18 protein-coding genes are annotated in these 23,037 nt (G+C 50.2%); 5 read left to right on the top strand and 13 right to left on the bottom strand.

Features of this window, described 5'->3' with window-relative positions; all coding sequences use genetic code 11:
- Positions 1-10 precede the first annotated feature (10 nt).
- The 9 genes from CCE91_RS04110 to fabB all read right to left on the bottom strand — a co-directional run bounded on the left by CCE91_RS04110 (position 11) and on the right by fabB (position 10,275).
- Positions 11-505, bottom strand: a complete 495-nt coding sequence (locus CCE91_RS04110; RefSeq protein ID WP_086434822.1) for a CvpA family protein — start codon at positions 503-505, stop codon at positions 11-13.
- Between the two features lie 140 nt (positions 506-645).
- On the bottom strand, positions 646-1,203 hold the full coding sequence (locus tag CCE91_RS04105) for an SPOR domain-containing protein (protein WP_086433978.1): 558 nt from the start codon (positions 1,201-1,203) through the stop codon (positions 646-648).
- A 4-nt stretch (positions 1,204-1,207) separates the two neighbouring features.
- Positions 1,208-2,479, bottom strand: a complete 1,272-nt coding sequence (gene folC / locus CCE91_RS04100; protein ID WP_086433977.1) for a bifunctional tetrahydrofolate synthase/dihydrofolate synthase — start codon at positions 2,477-2,479, stop codon at positions 1,208-1,210.
- A 2-nt stretch (positions 2,480-2,481) separates the two neighbouring features.
- Positions 2,482-3,345, bottom strand: a complete 864-nt coding sequence (accD, locus tag CCE91_RS04095; RefSeq protein WP_086433976.1) for an acetyl-CoA carboxylase, carboxyltransferase subunit beta — start codon at positions 3,343-3,345, stop codon at positions 2,482-2,484.
- Positions 3,346-3,542: 197 nt separating this feature from the next.
- Complete coding sequence (gene truA / locus CCE91_RS04090; RefSeq protein WP_086433975.1) at positions 3,543-4,325, bottom strand: tRNA pseudouridine(38-40) synthase TruA; 783 nt, start codon at positions 4,323-4,325, stop codon at positions 3,543-3,545.
- Positions 4,326-4,339: 14 nt separating this feature from the next.
- Positions 4,340-6,622, bottom strand: a complete 2,283-nt coding sequence (locus CCE91_RS04085) for a FimV/HubP family polar landmark protein (protein ID WP_159454933.1) — start codon at positions 6,620-6,622, stop codon at positions 4,340-4,342.
- Between the two features lie 96 nt (positions 6,623-6,718).
- Positions 6,719-7,735, bottom strand: coding sequence for an aspartate-semialdehyde dehydrogenase (locus tag CCE91_RS04080; RefSeq protein ID WP_086433973.1), 1,017 nt, complete (start codon positions 7,733-7,735; stop codon positions 6,719-6,721).
- Between the two features lie 40 nt (positions 7,736-7,775).
- Positions 7,776-8,954, bottom strand: a complete 1,179-nt coding sequence (locus CCE91_RS04075; protein WP_086433972.1) for a 4-phosphoerythronate dehydrogenase — start codon at positions 8,952-8,954, stop codon at positions 7,776-7,778.
- A gap of 106 nt (positions 8,955-9,060) precedes the next feature.
- Entirely contained in the window at positions 9,061-10,275 is a 1,215-nt protein-coding gene (fabB, locus tag CCE91_RS04070; RefSeq protein ID WP_086433971.1) for a beta-ketoacyl-ACP synthase I, read from the bottom strand.
- Between the two features lie 152 nt (positions 10,276-10,427).
- On the opposite strand from fabB, the gene mnmC reads away from it, so the two are divergent.
- A complete protein-coding gene (gene mnmC / locus CCE91_RS04065) occupies positions 10,428-12,281 on the top strand; it encodes a bifunctional tRNA (5-methylaminomethyl-2-thiouridine)(34)-methyltransferase MnmD/FAD-dependent 5-carboxymethylaminomethyl-2-thiouridine(34) oxidoreductase MnmC (protein ID WP_086433970.1) in 1,854 nt (617 codons plus the stop codon).
- Here mnmC and CCE91_RS04060 read toward each other — a convergent pair.
- Positions 12,258-12,530: a YfcL family protein gene (locus CCE91_RS04060; RefSeq protein WP_086433969.1), complete on the bottom strand. Its 273-nt coding sequence runs from the start codon at positions 12,528-12,530 to the stop codon at positions 12,258-12,260. The genes mnmC and CCE91_RS04060 overlap by 24 nt on opposite strands.
- A 135-nt stretch (positions 12,531-12,665) precedes the next feature.
- On the opposite strand from CCE91_RS04060, the gene fldB reads away from it, so the two are divergent.
- Complete coding sequence (fldB, locus tag CCE91_RS04055; RefSeq protein ID WP_086433968.1) at positions 12,666-13,190, top strand: flavodoxin FldB; 525 nt, start codon at positions 12,666-12,668, stop codon at positions 13,188-13,190.
- On the opposite strand, the gene CCE91_RS04050 is transcribed toward fldB, so the two are convergent.
- Positions 13,152-13,613, bottom strand: coding sequence for an HIT domain-containing protein (locus tag CCE91_RS04050; protein ID WP_086433967.1), 462 nt, complete (start codon positions 13,611-13,613; stop codon positions 13,152-13,154). The two genes, fldB and CCE91_RS04050, sit on opposite strands and share 39 nt — an antisense overlap.
- Before the next feature lie 120 nt (positions 13,614-13,733).
- Here CCE91_RS04050 and CCE91_RS04045 point away from each other — a divergent pair, with 120 nt between their 5' ends.
- Positions 13,734-16,154, top strand: a complete 2,421-nt coding sequence (locus CCE91_RS04045) for a zinc-dependent metalloprotease (protein ID WP_086433966.1) — start codon at positions 13,734-13,736, stop codon at positions 16,152-16,154.
- A 30-nt stretch (positions 16,155-16,184) separates the two neighbouring features.
- Here the strand turns inward: CCE91_RS04045 and CCE91_RS04040 are convergent, their stop codons facing one another.
- Together CCE91_RS04040 and CCE91_RS04035 are read right to left on the bottom strand one after the other, a co-directional pair.
- On the bottom strand, positions 16,185-16,622 hold the full coding sequence (locus CCE91_RS04040) for a hypothetical protein (RefSeq protein ID WP_086433965.1): 438 nt from the start codon (positions 16,620-16,622) through the stop codon (positions 16,185-16,187).
- 154 nt (positions 16,623-16,776) lie between these two features.
- Complete coding sequence (locus CCE91_RS04035; RefSeq protein ID WP_086433964.1) at positions 16,777-18,462, bottom strand: M28 family metallopeptidase; 1,686 nt, start codon at positions 18,460-18,462, stop codon at positions 16,777-16,779.
- Between the two features lie 163 nt (positions 18,463-18,625).
- Here CCE91_RS04035 and CCE91_RS04030 point away from each other — a divergent pair, with 163 nt between their 5' ends.
- On the top strand, positions 18,626-20,785 hold the full coding sequence (locus CCE91_RS04030; RefSeq protein WP_086433963.1) for a TonB-dependent receptor: 2,160 nt from the start codon (positions 18,626-18,628) through the stop codon (positions 20,783-20,785).
- A 92-nt stretch (positions 20,786-20,877) separates the two neighbouring features.
- Positions 20,878-23,013 (top strand): S9 family peptidase, encoded by a 2,136-nt coding sequence (locus CCE91_RS04025; RefSeq protein ID WP_159454932.1) that lies wholly within the window; start codon positions 20,878-20,880, stop codon positions 23,011-23,013.
- The last annotated feature ends 24 nt before the right edge of the window (positions 23,014-23,037 follow it).

The raw sequence follows: 23,037 nt of genomic DNA, 5'->3' as shown, positions 1-23,037 counted from the left end.
CTTGACCTCGTTAAACGCTTTGCTTCGGTAAGAAGCTCGACGAATTTTCTAAGTGTTCAAAAAACCATTGAATAAAAATACCAAAATGTGGAATCAAGGTAGATTCCTGCCACCAATCGTCGCCTGACATTGTGGTAAAAGAATCCACAAAAAATAGCAGAGCCCCGACAATAAGGACGCCGCGTAAAGCACCAAAAACCAGCCCTAAAACACGGTCTGTGCCCGACAGCCCGGTTTTCTCAACCAGCTGGCCGATAACAAAGTTTAGAATGGCACCAACAATTAACGTGGCAACAAATAGCGCCGCAATCGCAATGCCGTTACGAATCAGGGGATCATCAAAATTAGTGAAGTAAGTAGCGAGGTCGGGATAAAAGGTGCTGGCAATAAAAAAAGCTGCAACCCAGACCACTAAAGAGATTGCTTCGCGTACGAAGCCGCGGGCAACACTAATCAGTGCTGAAAACGCGATAATGCCAATGATAGCGTAATCTATCCAAATCATTTTTTTGTCCGCTTTATCAATGGCCTTGCACTGCTGCCGGAACCTCAACACCGAACCCGTCAGCATACTTCGTAAGGCGACAAAATATGCGCGGATTCTACCAGAATCAATCAGCGAATGCGCAAGTTTTTACGCTATGCTTAAGGTTGGTATTTTAACACTTTGCCCTGCAGCTCGGTTAATGCCTGCAACTGCTGAAGTTGCCCTTCGAGTCGGTCTTTGGAGGCATCCGGGCCAACCATAAGCTTGGTCAATTCACCGCTACTGGTAGTCACCGGCGACGCATAAGCCCGGAAACCTTCACTTTTCAGTTGAGTGACTAATTCACGCACCGAATCGGCGTTGCGGAATACGCCTAATTGAATCACGAACGCTTCCTCGCCAACCGTAGCTTCTTTCGGCTCAGCTAATGCTTCGGCGAAACCTTCCTCGCCATTAGCGCTCTTGTCGCTTACCGCAGGTGCGTTGTCGGCAGTTACTTCAAGCGCTGCATCAGCAGCGTTAGTCGATTGCTGACGTTCAACCTCAGGTAACTGCACCGCATCACTAGGTACTTCACCTTCAGGTTGCAAAGGAATAGTTTCGTAAGCCTGCTGTTGTTCACGTTTCTGACCGTCGAGCAGGTCCGGCAGAATAATCACGGCCAAAGCGACTAAGATAACAGTGCCGACTAATCTGTTCTGTAACTGGGTAGCCACTTACTTACTCCTTCGCTTGAATCTTGCCCACAGTGTAAAACGACCCACACACCAATACCAGCGTAGATCGCGATGCAGCTTTGGCGCGCTCTCTCGCATACTCAAAAGCGGCTACGACAGAGTCATGCTTACTCACAGGTACATTAGTAGGTGGCAGCGCCTGTTGCAGCTCCTGGGCACTGGCTCCACGAGGTTCTGACAAACTAGCCAAAGCCCATTCACTCACTACCGGTTGCAGCGCTTGTAAGCTGCCCTGAATATCTTTGTCGGCTAACATACCTATCACCGCAATAACGTCATAGTCGCTAAAGCGTGCCTGCACAGTGTCACATAAAAAGGCAGCGGCATGGGGATTATGGGCTACGTCCAGCAACACTGGCGGATTGGTTTGCAGCAGTTGCAATCGGCCCGCCAGACGCGCCTCGCCAATCCCTTGTGCGATAGCCGCTGCGGTAACTGGTAACGCTAAGCCTTCTAATGCTGCGATAGCCGTAGCTGCGTTTGCTAATGGTAACTGTGGCAGCGGTAAATTAGTTAAGTTCAGCGTTTCACTGCGATAATGCCAGCGGTCAGTATCGCGTTGGTAGCTAAACTGCTCACCTACTTGAGACAAAACTGCGCCAATGGCTTGCGCATGTTCACCAATAGTTACCGGCATATCGGGATCGCCGCATACAGCGTGTTTACCTGCGCGGAAAATCCCGGCTTTTTCAAATCCAATAAGTTCGCGGGTATCACCCAGCCAGTCACAATGGTCCAGCCCTATGCTGGTAACCACGGCTACATCCGGCGCTACGCAATTAACTGCGTCCAGGCGCCCGCCCAAGCCAACTTCCAGAATAATCACATCGGGCTGGTGTTGTTGAAATAGCCATAAAGCTGCCAGGGTACCAAACTCAAAATAGCTTAGTGAGGTGTCACCGCGCGCGGCTTCAACCGCCGCAAAGGCTTGCGTGTGTTCGGCATCAGGCAGGTGTTGCTGGTTTAAACGAACCCGCTCGGCGTAATGATAAAGATGAGGAGAAACATATACGCCGGTACTGTAACCAGCATGCTGAAGTATAACTTCCAAATAACGTACGGTTGAACCTTTGCCGTTCGTGCCAGCCACAGTGATAACTGGTACTTTGGGTTGCCGCACACCAAGCTTATCGGCTACTTCACTAACACGATCCAGCCCCAACTCAATGGTTTTGGTATGCAAATTTTCCAGGTAGTGAAGCCAATCATCCAGACTGGCGCTGGCTGCAGGAGCCAGCGTCCGGGGCTTAGGCATAATTACAACTCGTCAACCAACTCAGGTAAGTGTTGGAACTTCGACAACAAGCCAGCAATGCGATTGCGCATGTGGCGACGGTCGACAATGATATCGATGGCGCCATGATCACGCAGGAATTCAGCGCGCTGGAAGCCTTCGGGCAAGGTTTCGCGAACGGTTTGTTCAATGACACGCGGGCCGGCAAAACCAATCAGTGCTTTCGGCTCGGCAATATTAATATCACCCAGCATTGCCAAACTCGCCGATACACCACCCATGGTCGGGTCAGTGAGAACGGAAATAAATGGCAGACCTTCTTCACTCATGCGCGCCAGTGCAGCCGATGTTTTGGCCATTTGCATTAACGACATCAGTGCCTCTTGCATACGAGCACCACCAGAGGCTGAAAAGCATACCAACGGAATGCGTTTTTCCAGACAAACCTCAGCAGCTTTCACAAAGCGGGCACCAACAACAGAAGCCATCGAGCCACCCATGAAGTTAAACTCAAACGCAACCGCGACTAACGGAATACCTTTCAGCTTGCCTTCCTGAGCAACCAGAGCGTCTTTTTCGCCGGTTGCTTTTTGCGCCGCAGCAATGCGGTCTTTGTACTTTTTCGAGTCACGGAACTTGAGTATGTCTTTCGGCTCCAGCTCAGCACCAATTTCGGTAGCACTGCCGGTATCTAAAAAGGTTTCCAAACGACGACGCGCGGTTTGGCGCATGTGGTGGTCACACTTTGGACATACATCCAGGCTGCGTTCTAAGTCAGCACCATAAATAATGGCATCGCAACTGCTGCACTTATTCCACACACCTTCAGGAATATTTCGACGTTTATTGCTCTTGGGTTTAGCAAGAATTCGTTCAATCCAGCTCATAACATTCCATTACGAAATTAGCATAAGGGTTTGACTAGTCATCGGCGTACAGAGTTCCGGTAAAGAGTTCCGGTAAACATCTTTAGAAAATCCCGATAAACAGTCCCGACAATTTGCCTGATAATGCCTATATTAAAGCACATTCAGCGGCGTGAGTGCAGTAAAAAGTGGTCTTAGCTGTGTGGCTTACGCTTAAGTCAGGATAACCAAAGAGGTCCGGGCGGTGTCTTCGGAATACGAAATTCGGCCGGATAATCCACTGCCACCAAATACAAACCGTTTGGCTTCGCGGTTGCTGAAGCCAGAGTTCTATCTTTTCCAGCCAACAACTCGGCCAGCCACTCGGGCGGACGTTCGCCGGCACCAATGGTCATTAAGCTCCCCACAATATTGCGTACCATATGATGTAAAAAGGCATTGGCGGCAATATCAACCACTATGTAAGGGCCCTGTTGAGACAAGGTTAAGTGCGTTAAACAACGGAACGGTGTGTGAGACTGGCAATGTGCAGCGCGAAACGCACTAAAATCATGCTCGCCAAGCAACGCCGGCGCCGCCTGCTGCATTAACTCGAGTTGTAACGGTTGGTGGTAGTGACTAACACCGCCACGCATTATCCCCGGGCGTAAACGTGTATTGAGTATAATGTAACGATAGCGCCTACCAGTGGCACTAAAACGCGCATTAAAATCGTTACTAACCGGCTGCGCCCAGCGTACCGCTATGTCGTCGGGTAAATTAGAGTTCACGCCCATGGTCCAGGCGCCTTCCGGCCGCAATGCCCGGGTGTCAAAGTGCACCACTTGCGCCGTGGCATGCACGCCAGCATCAGTACGACCGGCACAGGTGAGCGCAATAGGCTCGTTGGCAACAACGCTAAAGGCTCGTTCAAGTTCACTTTGTATTGACTTTACGTCACGCTGGCGTTGCCAGCCAAAGTAACTTTGGCCGTTATATTCAACGCCTACTGCAATGCGCATTGGATCTGTCCTGTCTAGCTATCTAACCGCGCTTGTAACTGTTTCGCTTCTTTTACAATATCTTCGTCTGCGTCGTCGGCCGCAATGATTTTTTCCAACAACACCTGAGCTTCGTCAAAATCGTCCATTTCAATGTAAGCGCGTGCTAAATCAAGTTGCGCCGACGGGCTGTCGTCGTCATCAAGCGGAACTTCGTCACCATCGTCTTCGGTGTCACCAAGCACTTCACCAACAGCATCGCTGTCGTAAGGGTCAGTGTCGCTTTCTTCGTCCTGAGCTTCATCAATTAAGGTGTCGATATCAACGAAGTCTTCGTCTTCTTCACTAGTATCGGCGCTGGCGTCAGCTTCGTCCTGAGCTTCGTCCTCAGTACTTTTTTCAGCACTATCTTCAGAGGTATCTTCAGCACTCTCTTTAGCATTTTCTTCGGTGTTAGCCGCATCACTATCATCATCGCTGACATCGTCACTGTCATCAGCATCAGCTACCGCAGTGGTCGCCGGCTCAGCGGATTTAGTCTGTTCCGGCTCCGCATCGGTGTCATCACCGGTATCACCAATAACAGGGTCACTGTCATCTGCATCAACTTCGTTTAATGCATCGGCATCCACGCTTGGCTCACTGTCCGTCTGCGCCTGGGTCAGCTCATCCGACTCCGATAGCAATTGCTCCAAATCAACATCGTCATCATCGCCATCGAGCTGCTCATCAATACCTAACTCATCGAATACATCATCAATGCTAAAATCTTCGTCGTCGTTCTTGTCTTCGTTCTCATCTAGCTCCGGCAGTAAGTCTTCGTCTTCAGCCTCATCATCAGCTTCTGCCGAAGCATTAGTATCCTCTGCCGGCGCTTGCTCTGCCGCCAAAATGGAATCGATATCAACATCATCATCGTCTTCCGACGTGGTTGTTTGGTCTGTTTCAGCGTCAGCCTGTGGAACGGTTTCATCATCAGTAACCTCTTCCGAAGCAGGCTCTTCCTCAGGGCTGTCGCTCGCTGAGTCAGCATCCAGTTCATCATCATCAAGGTCGAGATCAATAGCGACATCGTCATCATCGTCGCCATCTGCCAGCAAACGATCTAACTCGTCCTGACTAATATCTTCGTCATCGTCTGCGCTAGCGTCGTTGTTCTTAGCGCTGTCGTCCTGATCGTTATCAGCATCAGGATCGTCATCAAGACGCACCAGTTGGTCGCCTTCGTCAGCTTCTTCGTCATCCTGATCCGGCACCAGAAGCTCGTCTTCCAGTGAACTTAAATCGTCACCTTCATCATCCAGAGTGTCTAAGTCAGCCAACTCGTCATCAATATCCAGCAGGTCATTGCTGTCATCAGGCAGCGGATCCGCTAACAATTCGGCTTCCAGTTGTGCCGCAGCTTCAGCGTCCGAAAGTTCTTTCTTACCTTTTTTTGGCTGTGCTTCTTCAGTATCGTCTTTACTGGAGCGACGGCGCACAAATATAGCGTATAGCGCAACCAGAATAGCCAGCGCCGGCAACAAAGATAACAGGGCCAGGTTCAACGGTTGCGACAACCACCCTACCCAGTCAGTTTCATCTTGTTGCTGCTCGCGCTCACGTTGATCACTCAGAATTTGTTCGTTTTGATTCAGTATTTGCTGTAACTGCACTTGCAGTTCGCCGTCTTCAGCCAGGTGAGCTTGTAGTGCTTCAACCCGCTCATCGAGTTGTTGAAGACGTTCTTGTAACTGGGTATTCTCGTTGTAAAGGTTCTCCACCGCAGCCATAGACTCTGCCACTTGCTCGCGCAGCGCAGTGAAGTCATCTTGCTGGGCTGAACGCACTTCGGCAATGGTTTGTTCCGCTTTGGATTTTGCCTCAGTCAGCAACTGCTCCTGAGTTTTGCGAGCTTCTTCTATACGTTGCTGTTCGCGGCGCAAGTCTTCGCTTTTATCTAACAGGGCATCATCTAACTGCTGCTGGCGAGCCGCAGCCGTTGGATTCACCATTTGCATTTCCTGCAAGCTCGGAATACGCAAATAAAACCCATCCAACATGCGGTTCATGTTGCCGTTCACAAACGCCTGTGGATTTGCTTCCACAATAGCAGCCATCATTTGATTCACTGACACACTGGAATGCGGCCGATTCTGACTGGCTATGCTCCAGAGCGTATCTTCCGAGGTAATAGGACCATAACGCTTGGTCCCAACACGAACATCGGTTGCTTCCGAGCCTTTGGGACCCTTAATGACAACTCCATCTTCCTGAGCGTATGCGCCAGGCACACTCACAGCGATGGCTGCTAACAACAGCAGTGAAGGTTTGTTCATAATGCGCCCGCTAAATTGAGTCATTCCCTGTTCTACCAGTTCGTTTAATCGTTATGATTTCCGCTAATCGTTATAACGGCTGCTGAGGTAAAACCTTTACAAGTAATCGCGAATCAAATGCTCCGCAATTTGAATACTGTTGGTAGCCGCACCCTTACGAATGTTGTCGGCCACCACCCATAAATTCAGACCCTGCGGATGCGAGATATCATTGCGCACCCGACCTACAAACACATTGTCTTTACCGGCTGCAGAGCTAACCTGGGTTGGGAACTCTTCTCGTTGCTCCAACAAAGTTACGCCCGGCGCTGCACGCAGTAATTCACAGGCATGCTCAGCGGTAATCGGCTGTTCGGTTTCAATGTGTAAAGCTTCGGCATGACCAAAAAATACCGGTACTCGCACCGCAGTCGCGTTCACCCGAATATTGTTATCACCCATAATTTTCTGGGTTTCCCACACCATTTTCATTTCTTCCTTGGTGTAGTCATTGTCCATAAATACATCAATTTGTGGAATACAGTTAAACGCGATTTGGCGTGAGAAAGCTTCAGTTTCAACTTCACGGCCATTTAACAAGGCGGCGGTCTGTTTGGCTAACTCTTCCATCGCTTCCTTACCAGCACCTGATACGGACTGGTAAGTGGCAACGTTAATACGCTCAATACCTACCGCATCATGAATAGGTTTCAGCGCCACCATCATTTGAATGGTTGAGCAATTTGGGTTGGCAATAATATTGCGATTACGGAAATCTGCTAATGCATGCGCGTTCACTTCCGGCACTACTAATGGAATATCAGGTTCGTAGCGAAACTCAGAGGTGTTATCGATAACCACACAGCCGGCTTCCGCTGCACGCGGAGCATAAATCTTGGAGATAGAACCGCCAGCGGAGAAAAACGCCAGTTCCACTTGCGACCAATCAAAGCCTTCGGCGTCTTCAACCGTCAAATCTTCGCCGTTAAAGCTAACCGTAGCTCCGGCAGACCGACTGCTGGCCAGCGGAAACAAACGGGCTACCGGGAAATCTCGTTCGGCCAGAATATCCATCATCTGCTGACCGACCAAACCAGTTGCACCCAAAACCGCTACATTAAACGCACGCGCCATGCTATCTCCTATGTTTTATAAAACTGCGCCAAGTAACTACTTACTCAGCTTTCGTTGTTTGTACGTGAAAACCCATGTACTCAAAGCGCTGGCGCCATTTTTTAGCACCCCCGGAATCACCTTGCAGCAACTCGCCCGTAACACTTTGTACACTAAGTTCACGCCTTACCTGATAGTTCTTGCGCAGATTATCGAATGCTGCTGCAGTTAACTCACTATCACGTAAAAGTTTATCATCATTGCGAATATCATAAATGGCTCTTAACCATGTTGCCAGTGTTTGCAAGTCAGGTGGTACTGCTATTTCGATAACTGACTGGTTGGCTTTTGGCAGTAACGCTTGCAGACTAAGCTCTGGGGAGCATTTTTGTACTTTACAAAAAGTCCCATACAAACTGTAAGCGCCGCCTACTTTACCTTCTAAGCTATGTCCGGCTATATGCGGCGTAGCTAAGGCTACTTGCGCTACTAACTCGCTATTTAATTGTGGTTCATGTTCCCATACATCCAGGGTCACCATAGGCCCATTGGCCGCTAAAGTTTGCAGCAAATCCTGCTCTGCTACCACCGCGCCGCGGGAAGCGTTGATAAATAAACAATCGGATTTCAACTGTTGCAGCGAGTCGGCTTGCCACAAATGTCGGGTTGGATATTGCCCCTCATCCTGTAATGGCACATGACAGCTGATCAGGTCAGCTTCCAATACCCGCTGCCAGTCGGCATGAAGATCGCAGCCTACCGGTCTGGCGGCATTATTATCAGCTAACAGCGGTGGGTCATAATAACTTACCTGATAACCAAGCCCACTTAAGCGTTTACCCGCTGCAGTGCCGGTATGGCCAGCACCAATAATGACCGCGTTGCCGGTGGGTAATTCACACTTACCCTGCGCCAGCAACATTTCCACAGTAGCGCTTAATACGTAATTGCCAACAGCGGCCGCGTTGGCCCCGGGCGCACTGGCAAACTGAATATGACGTTGCTGCAGCGCCGCTTGATCAACGTGTTCCACCCCAATAGTGGCGGTGCCAACAAAGGTGAGCTTTGGAGCTTGCTGTAGCAAGGCACTATTTACCTGAGTAACCGACCGTACCAGCAACACCTGCGCATCGGCCAATTGCTCGGACGGCGGTTGCCGTGACGAAAACAGGTTCACCTGGCCAAATTGTTCAAATAGTTTTTCAACTTGAGGAATATTCGCATCCGCAAGAATGTTCATAGGCGCCAAAGTTTTCTTTTCTCCATAAAAAGAAAGCGTAACAGAAGTTAGGCTTCCTGTTACGCTTCTTTACGAGATCTTAGAGTGCCTGTTCGGCAGCAACTGATTAGTCGGTGTAACGACGCATAACCAGGGTGGCATTGGTACCACCGAAGCCAAAGCTGTTCGACATTACAGTGTTTAGCTTGGCTGATTTAGATTCGCGCACAATGTTCATGCCCTTAGCCGCTTCATCAAGATTTTCGATATTGATAGAAGGTGCTACAAAGTCATTTTTCAACATTAACAGTGAAAATATAGCTTCATGAACGCCAGCTGCACCTAAGGCATGACCCGTCATGGCTTTGGTTGCACTCATGTAAGGTGTGTTATCACCGAACACGGCACGAACCGCTTCAAGTTCTTTCACATCGCCAACCGGAGTACTAGTTCCGTGCGTGTTCAGATAATCAACCGGAGTATCCACAGTAGCCATGGCCATTTCCATGCAACGCACTGCGCCTTCACCCGATGGAGCCACCATATCGTAGCCATCTGAAGTAGCACCGTAGCCAACGATTTCACCATAAATAGTGGCGCCGCGAGCTAACGCAGTTTCTAATTCTTCGATCACCAGAATGCCGCCACCGCCAGCAGGAACGAATCCGTCGCGATCGGCGTCATAGGTACGTGATGCTTTATCAGGGGTTTCATTGTACTTAGTGCTTAGCGCGCCCATGGCATCAAATTCCATGCCCAGAGTCCAGTGCAGCTCTTCACCACCACCGGCAAATACGCGATCTTGTTTACCGAACTGAATCAGCTCAAGTGCATGACCAATACAATGCGCCGAGGTTGCACAAGCAGAACTAATAGAATAGTTCACACCCTTAATTTTAAATGGGGTAGCCAAACAAGCAGAGGTAGTAGACGCCATGCAACGCGGAACCATGTATGGTCCAACCCGTTTCACACCACGTTCACGCAAAGTGTCGGCGGCCGCTACCTGGTGTTCACCAGAAGCGCCACCGGAACCTACTACCAGGCCGGTACGCGGGTTCGATACTTGTTCTTCAGTTAAGCCGGCATCAGCAATAGCTTGCTCCATTGCCATGTAGGCATAAGCAGCAGCATCGCCCATAAAGCGATAGGCTTTACGGTCAATGTGATCCTGAGGATTGGTTTTAACATTCCCCCACACTTGGCAACGCAAGCCTTTCTCTGCAAATTCCTCAGAGAAAGTGATTCCTGAGCGGCCTTGCTGTAGAGATTCGAGTACTTCCTGTTGGTTTAAACCGATACTTGAGACAATGCCCATACCGGTAATCACTGCTCTTTTCATTCGTCCGTCCTGTGTTCCTATGGCGCTCGTACATGGTAGCGGAAATGTATAAAAAAGTGGTCTGCTTTGCTACACTTCGCGCTGGTTGAGCGATTCTAATTGTTCATTCCAAGGGCTTCATTTTAAAGGTTTCCCCTTAAAGGTAAAATTACGTGACCGCGACTACCCCTGCTGACGTTTATTATAGTGAGACCGGTGTGCCAGTTTCACAACACTTTGATGACATTTATTTTAACCCAGAAGCAGGGTTAGCTGAAAGCCGTTACGTTTTTTTAACCCAAAATGGATTACCCGGGCGCTGGCAAAGTCACCTTCACGCCGATTTTCGCGTTGCTGAATCAGGCTTTGGCACCGGTTTAAATTTTTTAAGTACCTGGCAAAGCATGGTCGAGAATGCTGACCGCGCCATGCATTTACATTTTATTTCGTTTGAAAAACACCCGCTTAGCTTAACAGATTTACGCCGGTCACTGGCAAACTTTCCGGAATTGGCTAGCTACGCCGAGCAACTATTATCGCTATACCCGCCGGCGGAAAGCGGCTGCCATCGATTGTTGCTAGAGAGCATTACAGCGAATCAACGTCACCGCATAACGTTAGATTTATGGCTTGGTGACATTGTAGATACACTCCCCGACTGGTTGCCAGGCGCCGAAAACACCATTGATGCCTGGTTTTTAGATGGTTTTACACCCGATAAGAATCCGCGCATGTGGCAACCGGAACTGTTTCAGGCAATGGCAGTAAGTGCCCGCAGCGGTTGCACCTTTGCTACTTTCACCGCTGCCGGAGCCGTTAAGCGCGGCCTGCAGGCAGCAAATTGCAAAGTATACAAGCACAAAGGCTTTGGGGTTAAGCGCGAAATGCTTTACGGCCAGGTGCAGCCTGCTGAAGCCACAGCAGAGCGCAAGGTTCTGACTGAATCGCCAGTTATTATTGGTGGCGGTATTGCCGCTACCTTAACGGCACGAGCGCTGGCACAACGTGGCGTTACTTCTATCATAGTCAGCGAAGGTATTGCTGACGCGGCCTCCGGCAATCATCAAGCCGCCTGTTACCCGCTGTTACAGGCCGAACGCAGCCCTACCAGTGAGTTCTACGTAAGCGCTTTTACCTTTGCCCAGCGGCTGTACCGCAGTCAATTTAGCGCCATCACGCACTGGCACGGCGTGAGTCAGATTGCGGTAAATCCTGAACGTGAAAAGCGCTATCGCAAAGTAGCAGATAACTTATACAGCAAGGAATTAGTACAGAACCTCAGTAGTCAGCTCGAGCCCGATACCGTCACTGCAACCACACTCGCCGCAGGGGGTTTGCATTACCCTACCGGCGGCTGGCTGCAGCCACAATCATTGGTACAACAGTGCCTGCATGATGCCGAGGCGCAGGTGGTACAACAACGTATTGTCGATTTGGTTAAAACCGCTGAAGGCTGGCAACTTAACTGTGCCGATGGCAGCCAAATTCAGACCGCAACGGTGATTTTAGCCGCCGGAGCCGGCAACAAAGCACTGTTAGAGAAGTTTGATCTGGCGTTGCAGAACGTTCGTGGTCAGGTCACTCTGGTGAAAGCCAGTGCTGAGCGTCAACATCAGCAGCAGGTTATTTGCTACAAAGGGTATGTAACACCGCCGCATGACGGCTTGCAATGTGTCGGTGCTACTTTCCAGCGCGACGACGACAACACGGCGGTGCGTGCCGCCGATGATGCCGAGAATATTAAAACCTTGCAGCAACAATTGCCGGGAAAGGTTTGGCAACAGGATTTTGCAGTAGCCGGTCAACGTGCCGCCGTTCGCTCTACTACCCGCGACCATTTGCCCGTGGTAGGAGCTCTGCAGAGCGGTTTGTATGTCATCGGCGGGCTGGGCTCGCGTGGCTTTACCAGCGCGCCACTGGCGGCTGAATTACTAACCTCGCAGTTACTGGCCGAACCCTTACCACTGGCGCAATCGCTGTTGCACCGGTTGCGTCCCGAGCGGTTACAGCGTCGCCCGTTGACGTAATCGTTCAAGCATATCTTTAACATGCTGCTGGTCGGTTGGTGCCAGTTCGTGCTTAGTAGCATTCAAGGACGCTTCCACGGCGGGTAACAGCACGTCGGCATCGGTTTTCTCGGCTAACTCAAGCTTAGCCACCACCAAATCAAAATGCCCGCGTAAATAGCCGCTGGCAAACAATTCGTCATCATCACCACTAGTTACTGCTTCATCAAAAACAGGCTCAAGACGGCCTACTAACTCGTCAAAATTCATCGTTCAAAACCAATCCGTTGCAGAAAAAATTGAGTATATCATGCCACCAGCGCAGCTGCTTTTGTTACACTATAAAAATCAGCCTCACCGGCACTAACCCGAGCGCCTGCTATTGCCAATGGAGTTACTTAATCGATGAAAATCGGATTATTTTATGGGTCAACCACCTGCTACACCGAAATTGCCGCGGAGAAAATTCGCGACCAAATTGGTGCCGAGCTGGTCAGCCTGCACAATATTAAAGACGACCCTTTAACTCTGGCCGAAACTTACGACATCCTTATTTTTGGTCTGTCCACCTGGGATTTCGGCGAAATTCAGGAAGACTGGGAAAGCCAATGGGACGACATTAAGCAGTTAAATCTGAATGGCAAAATTGTGGCGCTGTACGGCATGGGCGATCAGGTTGGCTACACCGACTGGTTTCAGGATGCGCTGGGCATGCTGCATGACGAACTGCTACCGCTGGGTTGCGAACGCATTGGTTTCTGGCCGAATGGCGACGACTATGAATTCGCTGCCTCAAAAGCCTTAACCGACAACGACAACTACTTTGTCGGGTTGGCGCTGGATGAAGACTCGCAATATGAGCTCAGTGACCAGCGCATTGAGAAATGGTGTTTACAAATTCTGGAGGAGCTGGCCGACCGGCTGGCTTGAGTCACGCAACTGCTCGCGCCAGTATTGCGCGCGAGCTGATAAAGCCTCAGTAGTATAAGGCTGCGCCGGGCTATGCCCCCACACTGGGCCAGGCCAGGCGGCATCGCCGTGATGTCGCATCACATGATGAATATGCAACTGACTAACCACATTGCCAAGCGCACCAATATTCAATTTGCTGGCGTCACTGCACGCTAACAATACCTCGCTCAAGCAACGGGACTCACGCCACAACTGCTCCTGTTGTACCTCACTTAGCTGCACCCATTCGGTAACCTCAGCTACTCTGGGCACCAGCACCAGCCAGTCATAGCGACAATCATTAAACAGTAGCAACCGGGATAACGGCCAGTCGCCAACTGGGTGGGTATCGGCGTTTAAGCGCGAATCTACGATAAAAGGTGCAGTTATTGAAGTGAGCATGGGTTAGGTTCCCTAATCATTCTGTGCTAACGTTTTGAGTTCTTAAATGGGTAACTTAGCTTCGGCTTAAATCACCGAAATGTCACCATTATCATCACCATACAGTAGAAGCCAGCAGACATGAAACGACTCATTATAACCATTTTATTCCTGAGCTTTAGCCTGCCTATGCATGCCATGGCGCAGAGCAACTCGAAGCCTGAAGCTGCAGTAAATGTGGCAACATTTACCGAAGGCATGACCCGTCAGCAGGGTTTTTATACGTTTTATCATGACACTGCTACTGGCAATTATTATTTAGCGGTCCCTCGTACAGCCGAACCTTTGCTACTGCAAACCAGTATGCCGCGTGGGCTGGGTTCAAACGATATAGGTTTAGACCGCGGCCAATTGGGTTCTACCCGGGTGGTTGAGTTTGTGGTGAGCAACCATAAAGTATTACTGCAAGAGCAAAACACCAAATACAAAGCTGTTACCGACAATCAGGCCGAACGCCAAAGTGTGACCGAGGCTTTTGCCAACTCTGTGCTGTGGGGCTTTAACGTGGTGGCACATAACGACCAGCAGGTGCTGATTGACTACACCCCGTATTTGCTCAGCGATACTCATGGCATTGCCGAACGTTTAAAGCGCACCGATCAGGGCCAGTACCAAGTCAGTACCGAACGCTCTATGGTCTATCCGCCGCGCAGCAAAGCTTTTGTTGATAATACTGAACTGGAAGCCACGGTAACCTTCGTGGGTAGTCCTGAAGGACGCTTTGTGCGCCAGGTTGCGCCGGATGCACAAGCGCTGACTGTGCATTTACGCCATTCATTGGTACGCCTGCCCGACGACGGCTTCGAGCCACGCGAGTTTCATCCGAACAGCGGTTATTGGTCAATGGACTACGTGGACTATGCAGCACCCTTAGGCGAACCCATGCGCAAGCAATTCATTCCGCGCCACCGCTTACACAAAAAGAACCCCAACGCCGAACGTAGCGAAGCGGTAGAACCTATTGTGTACTATCTGGATCCGGGTGCTCCGGAGCCGGTTCGTACTGCTCTGCTTGAAGGCGGACGCTGGTGGAATGAGGCTTTCAACGCTATTGGCTACGACGATGCATTTCAGATCAAAGTGTTACCCGAAAATGCTGATCCTATGGATGTTCGCTACAACGTCATTCAATGGGTTCATCGTGCCACCCGCGGCTGGTCATACGGCTCGTCCGTAACCGACCCGCGTACCGGTGAAATCATTAAAGGTCACGTTACCCTGGGGTCGCTGCGGGTTCGACAGGACATGCGTATAGCTCAGGCGCTGTTAAAGCCCTACGCCGACGCCGCCAGCGCTGACCAAAGCGAAACGATTGAAGCGCAGGTAGAAGCGATGGCGCTAGCCCGTATTCGACAGTTATCGGCCCATGAAATTGGCCACACGCTGGGAATTGCCCACAACTTTGCCGCCAGCGCGCATGACCGCGCATCGGTAATGGACTATCCACATCCGTTATTAAGCCTGAATACGCAAGACAACGGTATTGGTTTAAGTGCGTCTTACACCAATGAAATTGGTTTGTGGGACAAACAAGTTATTGCTTATGGTTACGGTGACAATAAAGGCACCCAGTCGCTGGAAACTATTTTGCGAGAGAATCGTGCGCTGGGCTTAACCTTCATTTCCGACCGTGATGCGCGTCCGGCTAGCGGGGCTCATCCGGAAGCGCACTTGTGGGACAACGGCAGTGATGCTGTTACTGAATTAGAGCGGATTTTGGATATTCGCGAACAAGTACTCGCCAATTTTGATTTAGATGTATTGCCCGCCGGTGAACCAGTTAGTCGCCTGCACGAGCTGTTTGTGCCTATGTATGCATTACACCGCTACCAAATTGAGGCCGCGGTGAAGATGCTTGGTGGCGTTAATTATAGTTACTATGTAAAAGGCGAGGACAACCTGGATTATCGTCCGGTGAACAGCCGTCAACAGAAGTTGGCGTTAACCCAAATGATCCGTGCTATTCATCCCGATACGCTGACCGTTTCAGGCAAGATTCAGCAGCTCCTGGTACCACTGAGTTACGGCGACGATAGTAACCGCGAACGCTTCAGTGGCAGAATGGGATTGATTCCCGACGTAGTAACTATGGCTGAAGCTGCCGCCAGCGCCGGACTAACCTTGCTGTTACAGCCTGAGCGCCTGAATAGATTAGCGCTGCAGCACCAGCACAATGACGGCATACCGGCTCCTGCTGCCGTACTGAATGAACTTTCAACTCAGATTATTGCGCCAGCTACCGCCGCTGAAGGTACTGTTACAGCGCAACGGATAGCCTACGTAACCCTGTTTCACATTGCCCAGACTTATCAGGATAAAACCTTAGGCGCAGAAGTGAGAGCACAGTTGCACGGCTTTCTGAAGCAGCAACAGCAGCGTTTAACCGAAGCAGAGTCAACCTATGCAGGGTTTCTGGCAGATCGTCTTAAAGCGGTATTGGAAGAAGGTCACTGGCCGGATGATTTCACGCCAGTAAGCTTACCGCCGGGATCGCCTATTTAGTTAGGCCGGCAGGCGGTAAGTATTTAGCAACTAACCATCAAGCGCGCGTTTGTCCGGGCTTACAAAAGCAACCCGGGCACTGCGCCGCTCTAAATGTTCATCGCTATAATAGTTTTTTATCAGTTGACGGAAGTCGGCCCGAAGCTCGGGGTAAGCTGCCAGGAAACTCTCAAAATCGTCATTGTCATGATGCTTAATTCGCTGCAAAATCAAACGCAACGAAGCCACGGTTAGCGTGTGATGATAAGCCTTACCGCCACCACTATGCTCAGGCAGCGCCTTTAACACTTCGCAGGTATCGGCCAGCGCAATCGGCCACGGCTTACTGCGCAAATTTAACCATGCCAGACGCAAGTGGCAGGTATGGTCACATTCAACCTCTACCTCACCGGCAACAGCCTGAACTAATGTTCGTAAAAATTCCTCATCCGGCATTGCCGGTGTGATTTTTACTTGCGGATTTGTCATTAAAAATCAGACCTTTCTAAAATGTAATGGTTAAACCGGAATAATTGCCATGTTCTTAGTACTATAATCGTAAAGAACAAGATCAACTTTCCCTCAAAATTTAGTCATAAAAAAGCCGGAGCGAGAGCTCCGGCTGTTTCAAAGACTAATAAGGTTAGTTCGCAGTAGCGACGCTGTCACCTTGTCCGAATACTTTACCAAAAAATGAATCAGACAACCACTGCGGGCGCTGTTCATCATTGGCAATACGTTGCCCAATAGCAAAGTTAATATCGGTAAACAGTGCACCGGATTCATAACGAATCGGCAGGCTAGGTTCATCGCTTGGGCGGTGGTAATGCTTCGCGAAAAACTCACCCCAAACCTTGCCACCATCTTCATCCGGATTCTTGGAGGTAAAACCCGTCATTAAGAATACGGCTGGTACCCCTTTCTTCACCAGAGTGTAGTGATCTGAGCGGGTGAAAATAGCCTGCTCAGGCATAGGATCCGGGCTCAACTCAATATCGTACTCAGCGGCCGCTGCGGCAACGGTGTCACCTAAAGTTGAGTGATTGGCGCCAAAGGCAATAACATCAGCAAAATCATAAAGCAGTACCGGCATATCCAGGTTCACGTTGGCAACAATATTCGCCATTGGTACTGTTGGATTATGTGCGAAGTAGTCCGCGCCTAACAAGCCGCGTTCTTCCGCCGTAACCGCCAGGAACATGACCGAGCGCTGTGGTTTTTGCTCCGACTCAACAAACATCCGCGCTGTTTCTAACATCACAGACACACCAGCGGCGTTATCCATAGCACCGTTATTGATGTTGTCGTCACCGCTTAAATCTTTACTCACACCAATATGGTCTGAGTGCGCGGTATACACCAAATACTCATCGCGCAGTTCAGGATCAGAACCAGGCAACACCGCAGCAACGTTCGGGCTACTTACCTGCTCATGACGTGACTCGCGCTTCAAGGTCGCGCTTACATCCATGGCAAAGCCTTTCGGCGACTCGTTGTTTTCCAACTGCGTGAAAATATCCGCTAAGGTCATTTGGCTGTTCGCGAACAAAGCTTCAGCAGCAGCGTCATCAACATAAGCGGTAGCAGCAATAGTATCGTAGCGGCTATGCGGTTCACCGGCGTCATTTAACCAGCGCACGGTTGGCACATTCAGATATAACATGCTGGTTTCATAGCTACGCACTTCTTCACGTTGCGGCGTGTGCACGGTAAGAATACCAACCGCACCACGCTCAGCTGCTAACTCACCTTTAATAGAAGATAAATGAGCAGCTTCTTCGCTTGGCAGTTCTTCCGGACGTCCGGTAAGCATAACCACAATTTTGCCGTCTACATCTAAACCAGCGTAGTCATCAATACCGAAAGTTTCCGACACCATACCGTAACCAACAAATACTAAGGGTGCTGTCAGTTCATCACGTTCAGTAACAGAGCTGGGGCCCATAATAAATTGCTTCGGATAATCCAGTTCAATAGTTTCATCACCGCGGTGAATTGATAACCCGGCACTACGTTCTTTCAGGAAGCTTTTCCGAAATTGAATGCGCTGGTAATAAGTGCCGTCGTCACCGGCTGGTTCCAGACCCAGGCGTTTAAATTCAGTCGCAATGTACTGCGAGGCAATTTCATGGCCGCGGCTGCCGGTATCACGGCCGGCCATTTCGTCACTGGCTAAAAACTCTAGGTGTGCCTGAATAGCTGTAGCACTGGCAGACGGTTTTTCGGCTGCAATTTCTTGTGCACCACAAGCTGTTAAAGTCATCGCCACAGCCGAGCCAATGGCCAGCTTATGCCAGCTAAAGTTTAGTAAGTTAGTTCCCAATCCCATGGACGTTCTCGCTATTGTTATAAAATAATTAGGTTTCGCTCTGAGTCTACCCAAGCCAGCAACTGAGCACCAGCACTGCGGCTTTTTTTTATTCCACGGGTTGCATCCTGATCCCCGCGCATGTAATGTTATACTATAACAAATTGAACCGGAGTCCTTTTGTATGCCATCGAATAAACTTTGTCTGTCCCGTTTAGCAATAGCTATTGCCAGTGTTTGTGCCAGCACCGCTGCTGTTGCCCAAGCTGAGGTTGATAATGAACATGACCATGCCGCCCCCACCGAAGTCATAGTGGTAACCGCCACACCGCTTGAGCGCAATCAATTAAACTCGGCGCAACCGGTGAGTGTATTAACTGGTGACGAACTGCGCGAAAAGAACGCGCATACTCTGGGTGAAACCTTAAGTACTGAGCCTGGCATTAATAATACGCACTTTGCCAATGTTGCCGGCTCACCAATTATTCGTGGCCTTGATGGCCCACGCGTAAAAATCACTCAAAATGGCCTGGACACTGCCGATGTTTCCCGGGGCAGCCCGGACCATGCGGTAACCACTGAAACCAGCACCGCCACTCAAGTAGAAATACTGCGCGGCCCCGCTACCCTGCTATACGGCAGTGGTGCTATCGGTGGCGTGGTAAACGTAGTTGATAACCGTATTGCCAAGCAGCCGCTGAGCGGCGTAACAGGTCGTTACGGGGTGAGTACTGATACCGCCGCCAACACTGAGAATGTGTATGGTGGAATCAACGCAGGTAACGGCAGTGTCGTATTACACTTAGACGGTTTTACCCGCACCAGCGACGACTACGAAGTACCTGAATTCACCAACAATGAAGGTGAAACCGGGGATACCGTGGAAAATACCTTTATTGATGCCAAAGGCGGCAACATTGGTTTAAGCCACGTAACCGAAACCTCTTATATTGGTTTTTCGTATGGCCGTTTGGAGCAGGAGTACGGTATTCCTGGTCACGCTCATCATGAAGAAGAACATGGCGAAGAAGAGCACGAAGGTGAAGAGCATGCCGAGGAAGAAGCAGGCCCGTTTGCTGACTTAACCCAAAACCGTTTTCAGATTTTGGGTGGCTGGAACTTTAACGACGGTTTTGTACGCCAGTTAGAATTAAAAATTGGTTATACCGATTACCAGCATAGTGAAATTGAAGATGGCCTGCCCGCAACTACCTTCACCAACCAACAACGCGAGTTGCGCTTAAGTGCTCGCCATCAGCCTATTGCTGGTTGGGATGGTGCCGTTGGCCTGCACAGTTTCGATAGCGATCAGGGTGCACTGGGCGAGGAAGCCTTTACACCAAGCTCAGAAACTACCAGACACGGCTTGTTCTGGCTGGGCGAGCAGAGCTTCGGTAACTATAACTGGCAAATTGGTGCGCGTTACGAAGACGTTGACGTAACTACCGCAGCCGGCAGTGAAACCTTCAATCCGTTCTCACTGTCCGCCGGCTTCACGCGTCCGCTCACCGACCACCTGAACCTTGCCGTGAACTTCAGTCACGCCGAGCGCGCACCATCAGCGAACGAGCTATTTTCCAACGGCGCTCATTTTGCTACCCGCACCTACGAGCTGGGACTTGGTTATGAGCTGCACGAGGAAGGCGAGCACGAGTATCATGTTGAAACCGCCCATCAGGCACCACAAATCGAGAGCTCAAACAATGTCGACTTAGGTGTGCACTACGAAAACGATGCGTTTCATTTGCAGTTTAATGTGTTCTACAACCGCGTGAATGACTTTGTATACGGTGCCAACACCGGTGTTGATAACGTTGACTTGCATCAGGAAGACGAACACACAGATGGCCATGACGAGCCAGGTCACGACGAACATAGTCATGACGATGCCTTGCCAGTTATTGCCTATGCGCAGGCCGATGTCGATTTGTACGGGTATGAACTGGAAGCGGCCTGGGACATAACTGATGCCTGGAAACTCAGTGCCTTCAGTGATTTCACCCGCGCTCATTTGCGTGATGGCGGCAACCTGCCACGTATTCCGGCACAGCGTATTGGTACTGATATCACCTATGCCGCAGCGAACTGGGATACCACGTTAGGAATGACCTACTACGGTGCACAAAATCGCGTTGCCGATAACGAAACAACTACGGACAGCTTTAACCTGGTTAATGCCAGCTTTAATTACTATCCGGGGTGGTCTGCGCGGCATCAACTAAGCCTGTATGTAAAAGCTGAAAACCTGACCGATGAGCTGGGCTTTGTGCATACCTCGTTCTTAAAAGACGATGCGCCAGTACGAGGACGTAATCTGACCATAGGTATTCGCGGTGAATTCTAGCGCGTCCTAACCACCTTTTACCGCAGTTCACAGCGGTATCAAGCCGGCTTTGATAAACTCACTATATGATTTATCAACGTCGGCTTTCTTTTATGTCGCTGCTGCGGTGGCCCCTCCTCTTTCTGCTGGCCTGTGTCAGCCTTAGTATTACTGTGCCTGCCGAGGCCAGTGAACAACTTGTGCTGGAGGACTTGTTTCAAGCGCCCGCGCTCGACAATCGCCCACCGCGCAAAATTCAGTTTGTGCCCAAAGCAGAACAAGTTAGCTACTTGCGTGGCAGTGCTGAACAACCGGACTTTCACTCGCTGTGGGTTTACGACATTCCTACCGCAGCCCATAAATTATTAGTAAGTGCCGACACCAATCAAAAAGCGGTTGCCGCTTATCGTTGGTCAGACGATGGCCGCCGGGTGCTAGTGCTCTTCAACGGTAAGTTGCATCTGCTCGACACCCAGTCCGAAACAGCGGAACTTCGTCAGCTAACTGGCTCCGAATATCAAGTTCGTGAAGCCCGTTTTTCACCACGCGGCGATATGATTTCATTCGTTCATAAGCACAACTTTTATACGGTAAAGGTAGCTTCCGGCAAGGTTACTCAACATACCTTTAGCGAAACCAATCAGCATAGCTACGCTAGCGCCGATGCAATCGCAACCACTGAGCTAGGTCGTGAACGCGGCTACTGGTGGTCGCCTGATCAAAAGTTCGTAGCCTTAACCAAAACCAATACGAGTGGCACAGAAGTTCAGCTCGGCGTGTTGGAGCTGGCCAGCAATACCCTGCGTGGGCTACCTTTAGCTGGTGGAAGTTCCGGCTATTTAATTAGCGTTGACTGGCTACCTGACAGCCAGCGCTTAAGCTATCAATGGCAAGCTCGTAATCAGCAGCAACTAGATTTGTGGTTGGCGCCGGTGGCGTCGGCCTTTGCCAAGTCAAATCAGGACGGATTCGAGCAACAACGTCTGCTGGTTAAAGAAACCAGTCCTACCTGGATTAACCTGCATCAGGATTTGTATTTCTTAAATGATAATAAGCACTTCATTTGGAGTTCAGAGCGCAGCGGCTTCAAACACATCTATTTGTATCGACTAGACGGTAAGTTGATTCGCCAGTTAACCAGCGGTGACTGGAGCGTAGATAGAGTCAGTGGTGTTGATGAAGCAACTGGCGTGGTGTATTTCACCGCTAATGAAAAGTCAGTTTTAGAACGGCATTTATACCGCGCTAACCTGAACAACAGCAACACTAGCCAACCCACTCGTTTAACCGCGCCTGACGGCTACCACCGAGTTCATTTCGATGAGCAAATGCGCAGCTTTATTGATTATTTTTCAAGTCCAACTCAGCCGCCACAGGTAAGCATTCACGGACCCACTGGACAGCGTATTGCCTGGCTACATGAAAACAAAGTGACCACCGGACACCCACTGGCACGCTTTGCTGATAGCTGGCAAACCCCCGAGTTCGGCACGCTGGAAGCGGCGGACGGCAGCCCCTTGTTCTATCAATTAATAAAGCCTCCGGCATTTAACTCACAGCAGCAGTACCCAGTGATCATGCAAATAGCGGGCAAGCCCGGAAAACAACAGGTACTGAAGCAGTGGGGTGATCATTTCCCGCAGTATTTGGCCCAGCAAGGTTATTTGGTGTTCACGCTGGATAGCCGCAGTAGCGGCTCACAGGGAAACGAGCTGGAAAGCGGTTTATACAAAAATTTAGCCACCCAGGAAACCTCAGACCACAGCGCTGCGGTTCGCTTTTTACAACAACAGAACTACGTGGATAGCTCTCGCATTGGCTTAATGGGCACGAACTATAGCGGTTTTGTAAGCCTACAGTTGTGGTTGCAGCACGACTCGCCGTTTGCCGCCGTGGCTGCCGGCAATCCGATAACTGACTGGCGCCAGCACAACCAGCATTTAGCCGAACGTTATTTGGGTCACCCAATAGATAATTCACAAGTTTATGCAAACAACAGTGTGCTTGATGGCTTTTCTGCTTTAACGGCTGAGCAAACAGCTGAACGGCCTTCGCTGTTACTGCATTACCGACTGGATGAGCCAACTATTGCTAGCAAGCATAGTACGGATTTGCTGAAGCTGTTACAGCAGCGCGGGGTGATGTTCGAGATGATGGCGTACCCTGAGTTTGATAGCGCCGCAGAACTTCATCAGCTACGTCTGCTTGAGCAATTTTTTGCTGATCACCTGCACCCTACCCGCGATTGATTAGCCACCGTCAGGGCAGACATT

Source organism: Pseudidiomarina planktonica, from assembly GCF_900177775.1.
Taxonomy (GTDB): domain Bacteria; phylum Pseudomonadota; class Gammaproteobacteria; order Enterobacterales; family Alteromonadaceae; genus Pseudidiomarina; species Pseudidiomarina planktonica.
This window is presented reverse-complemented; position numbering and strand designations above follow the sequence as displayed.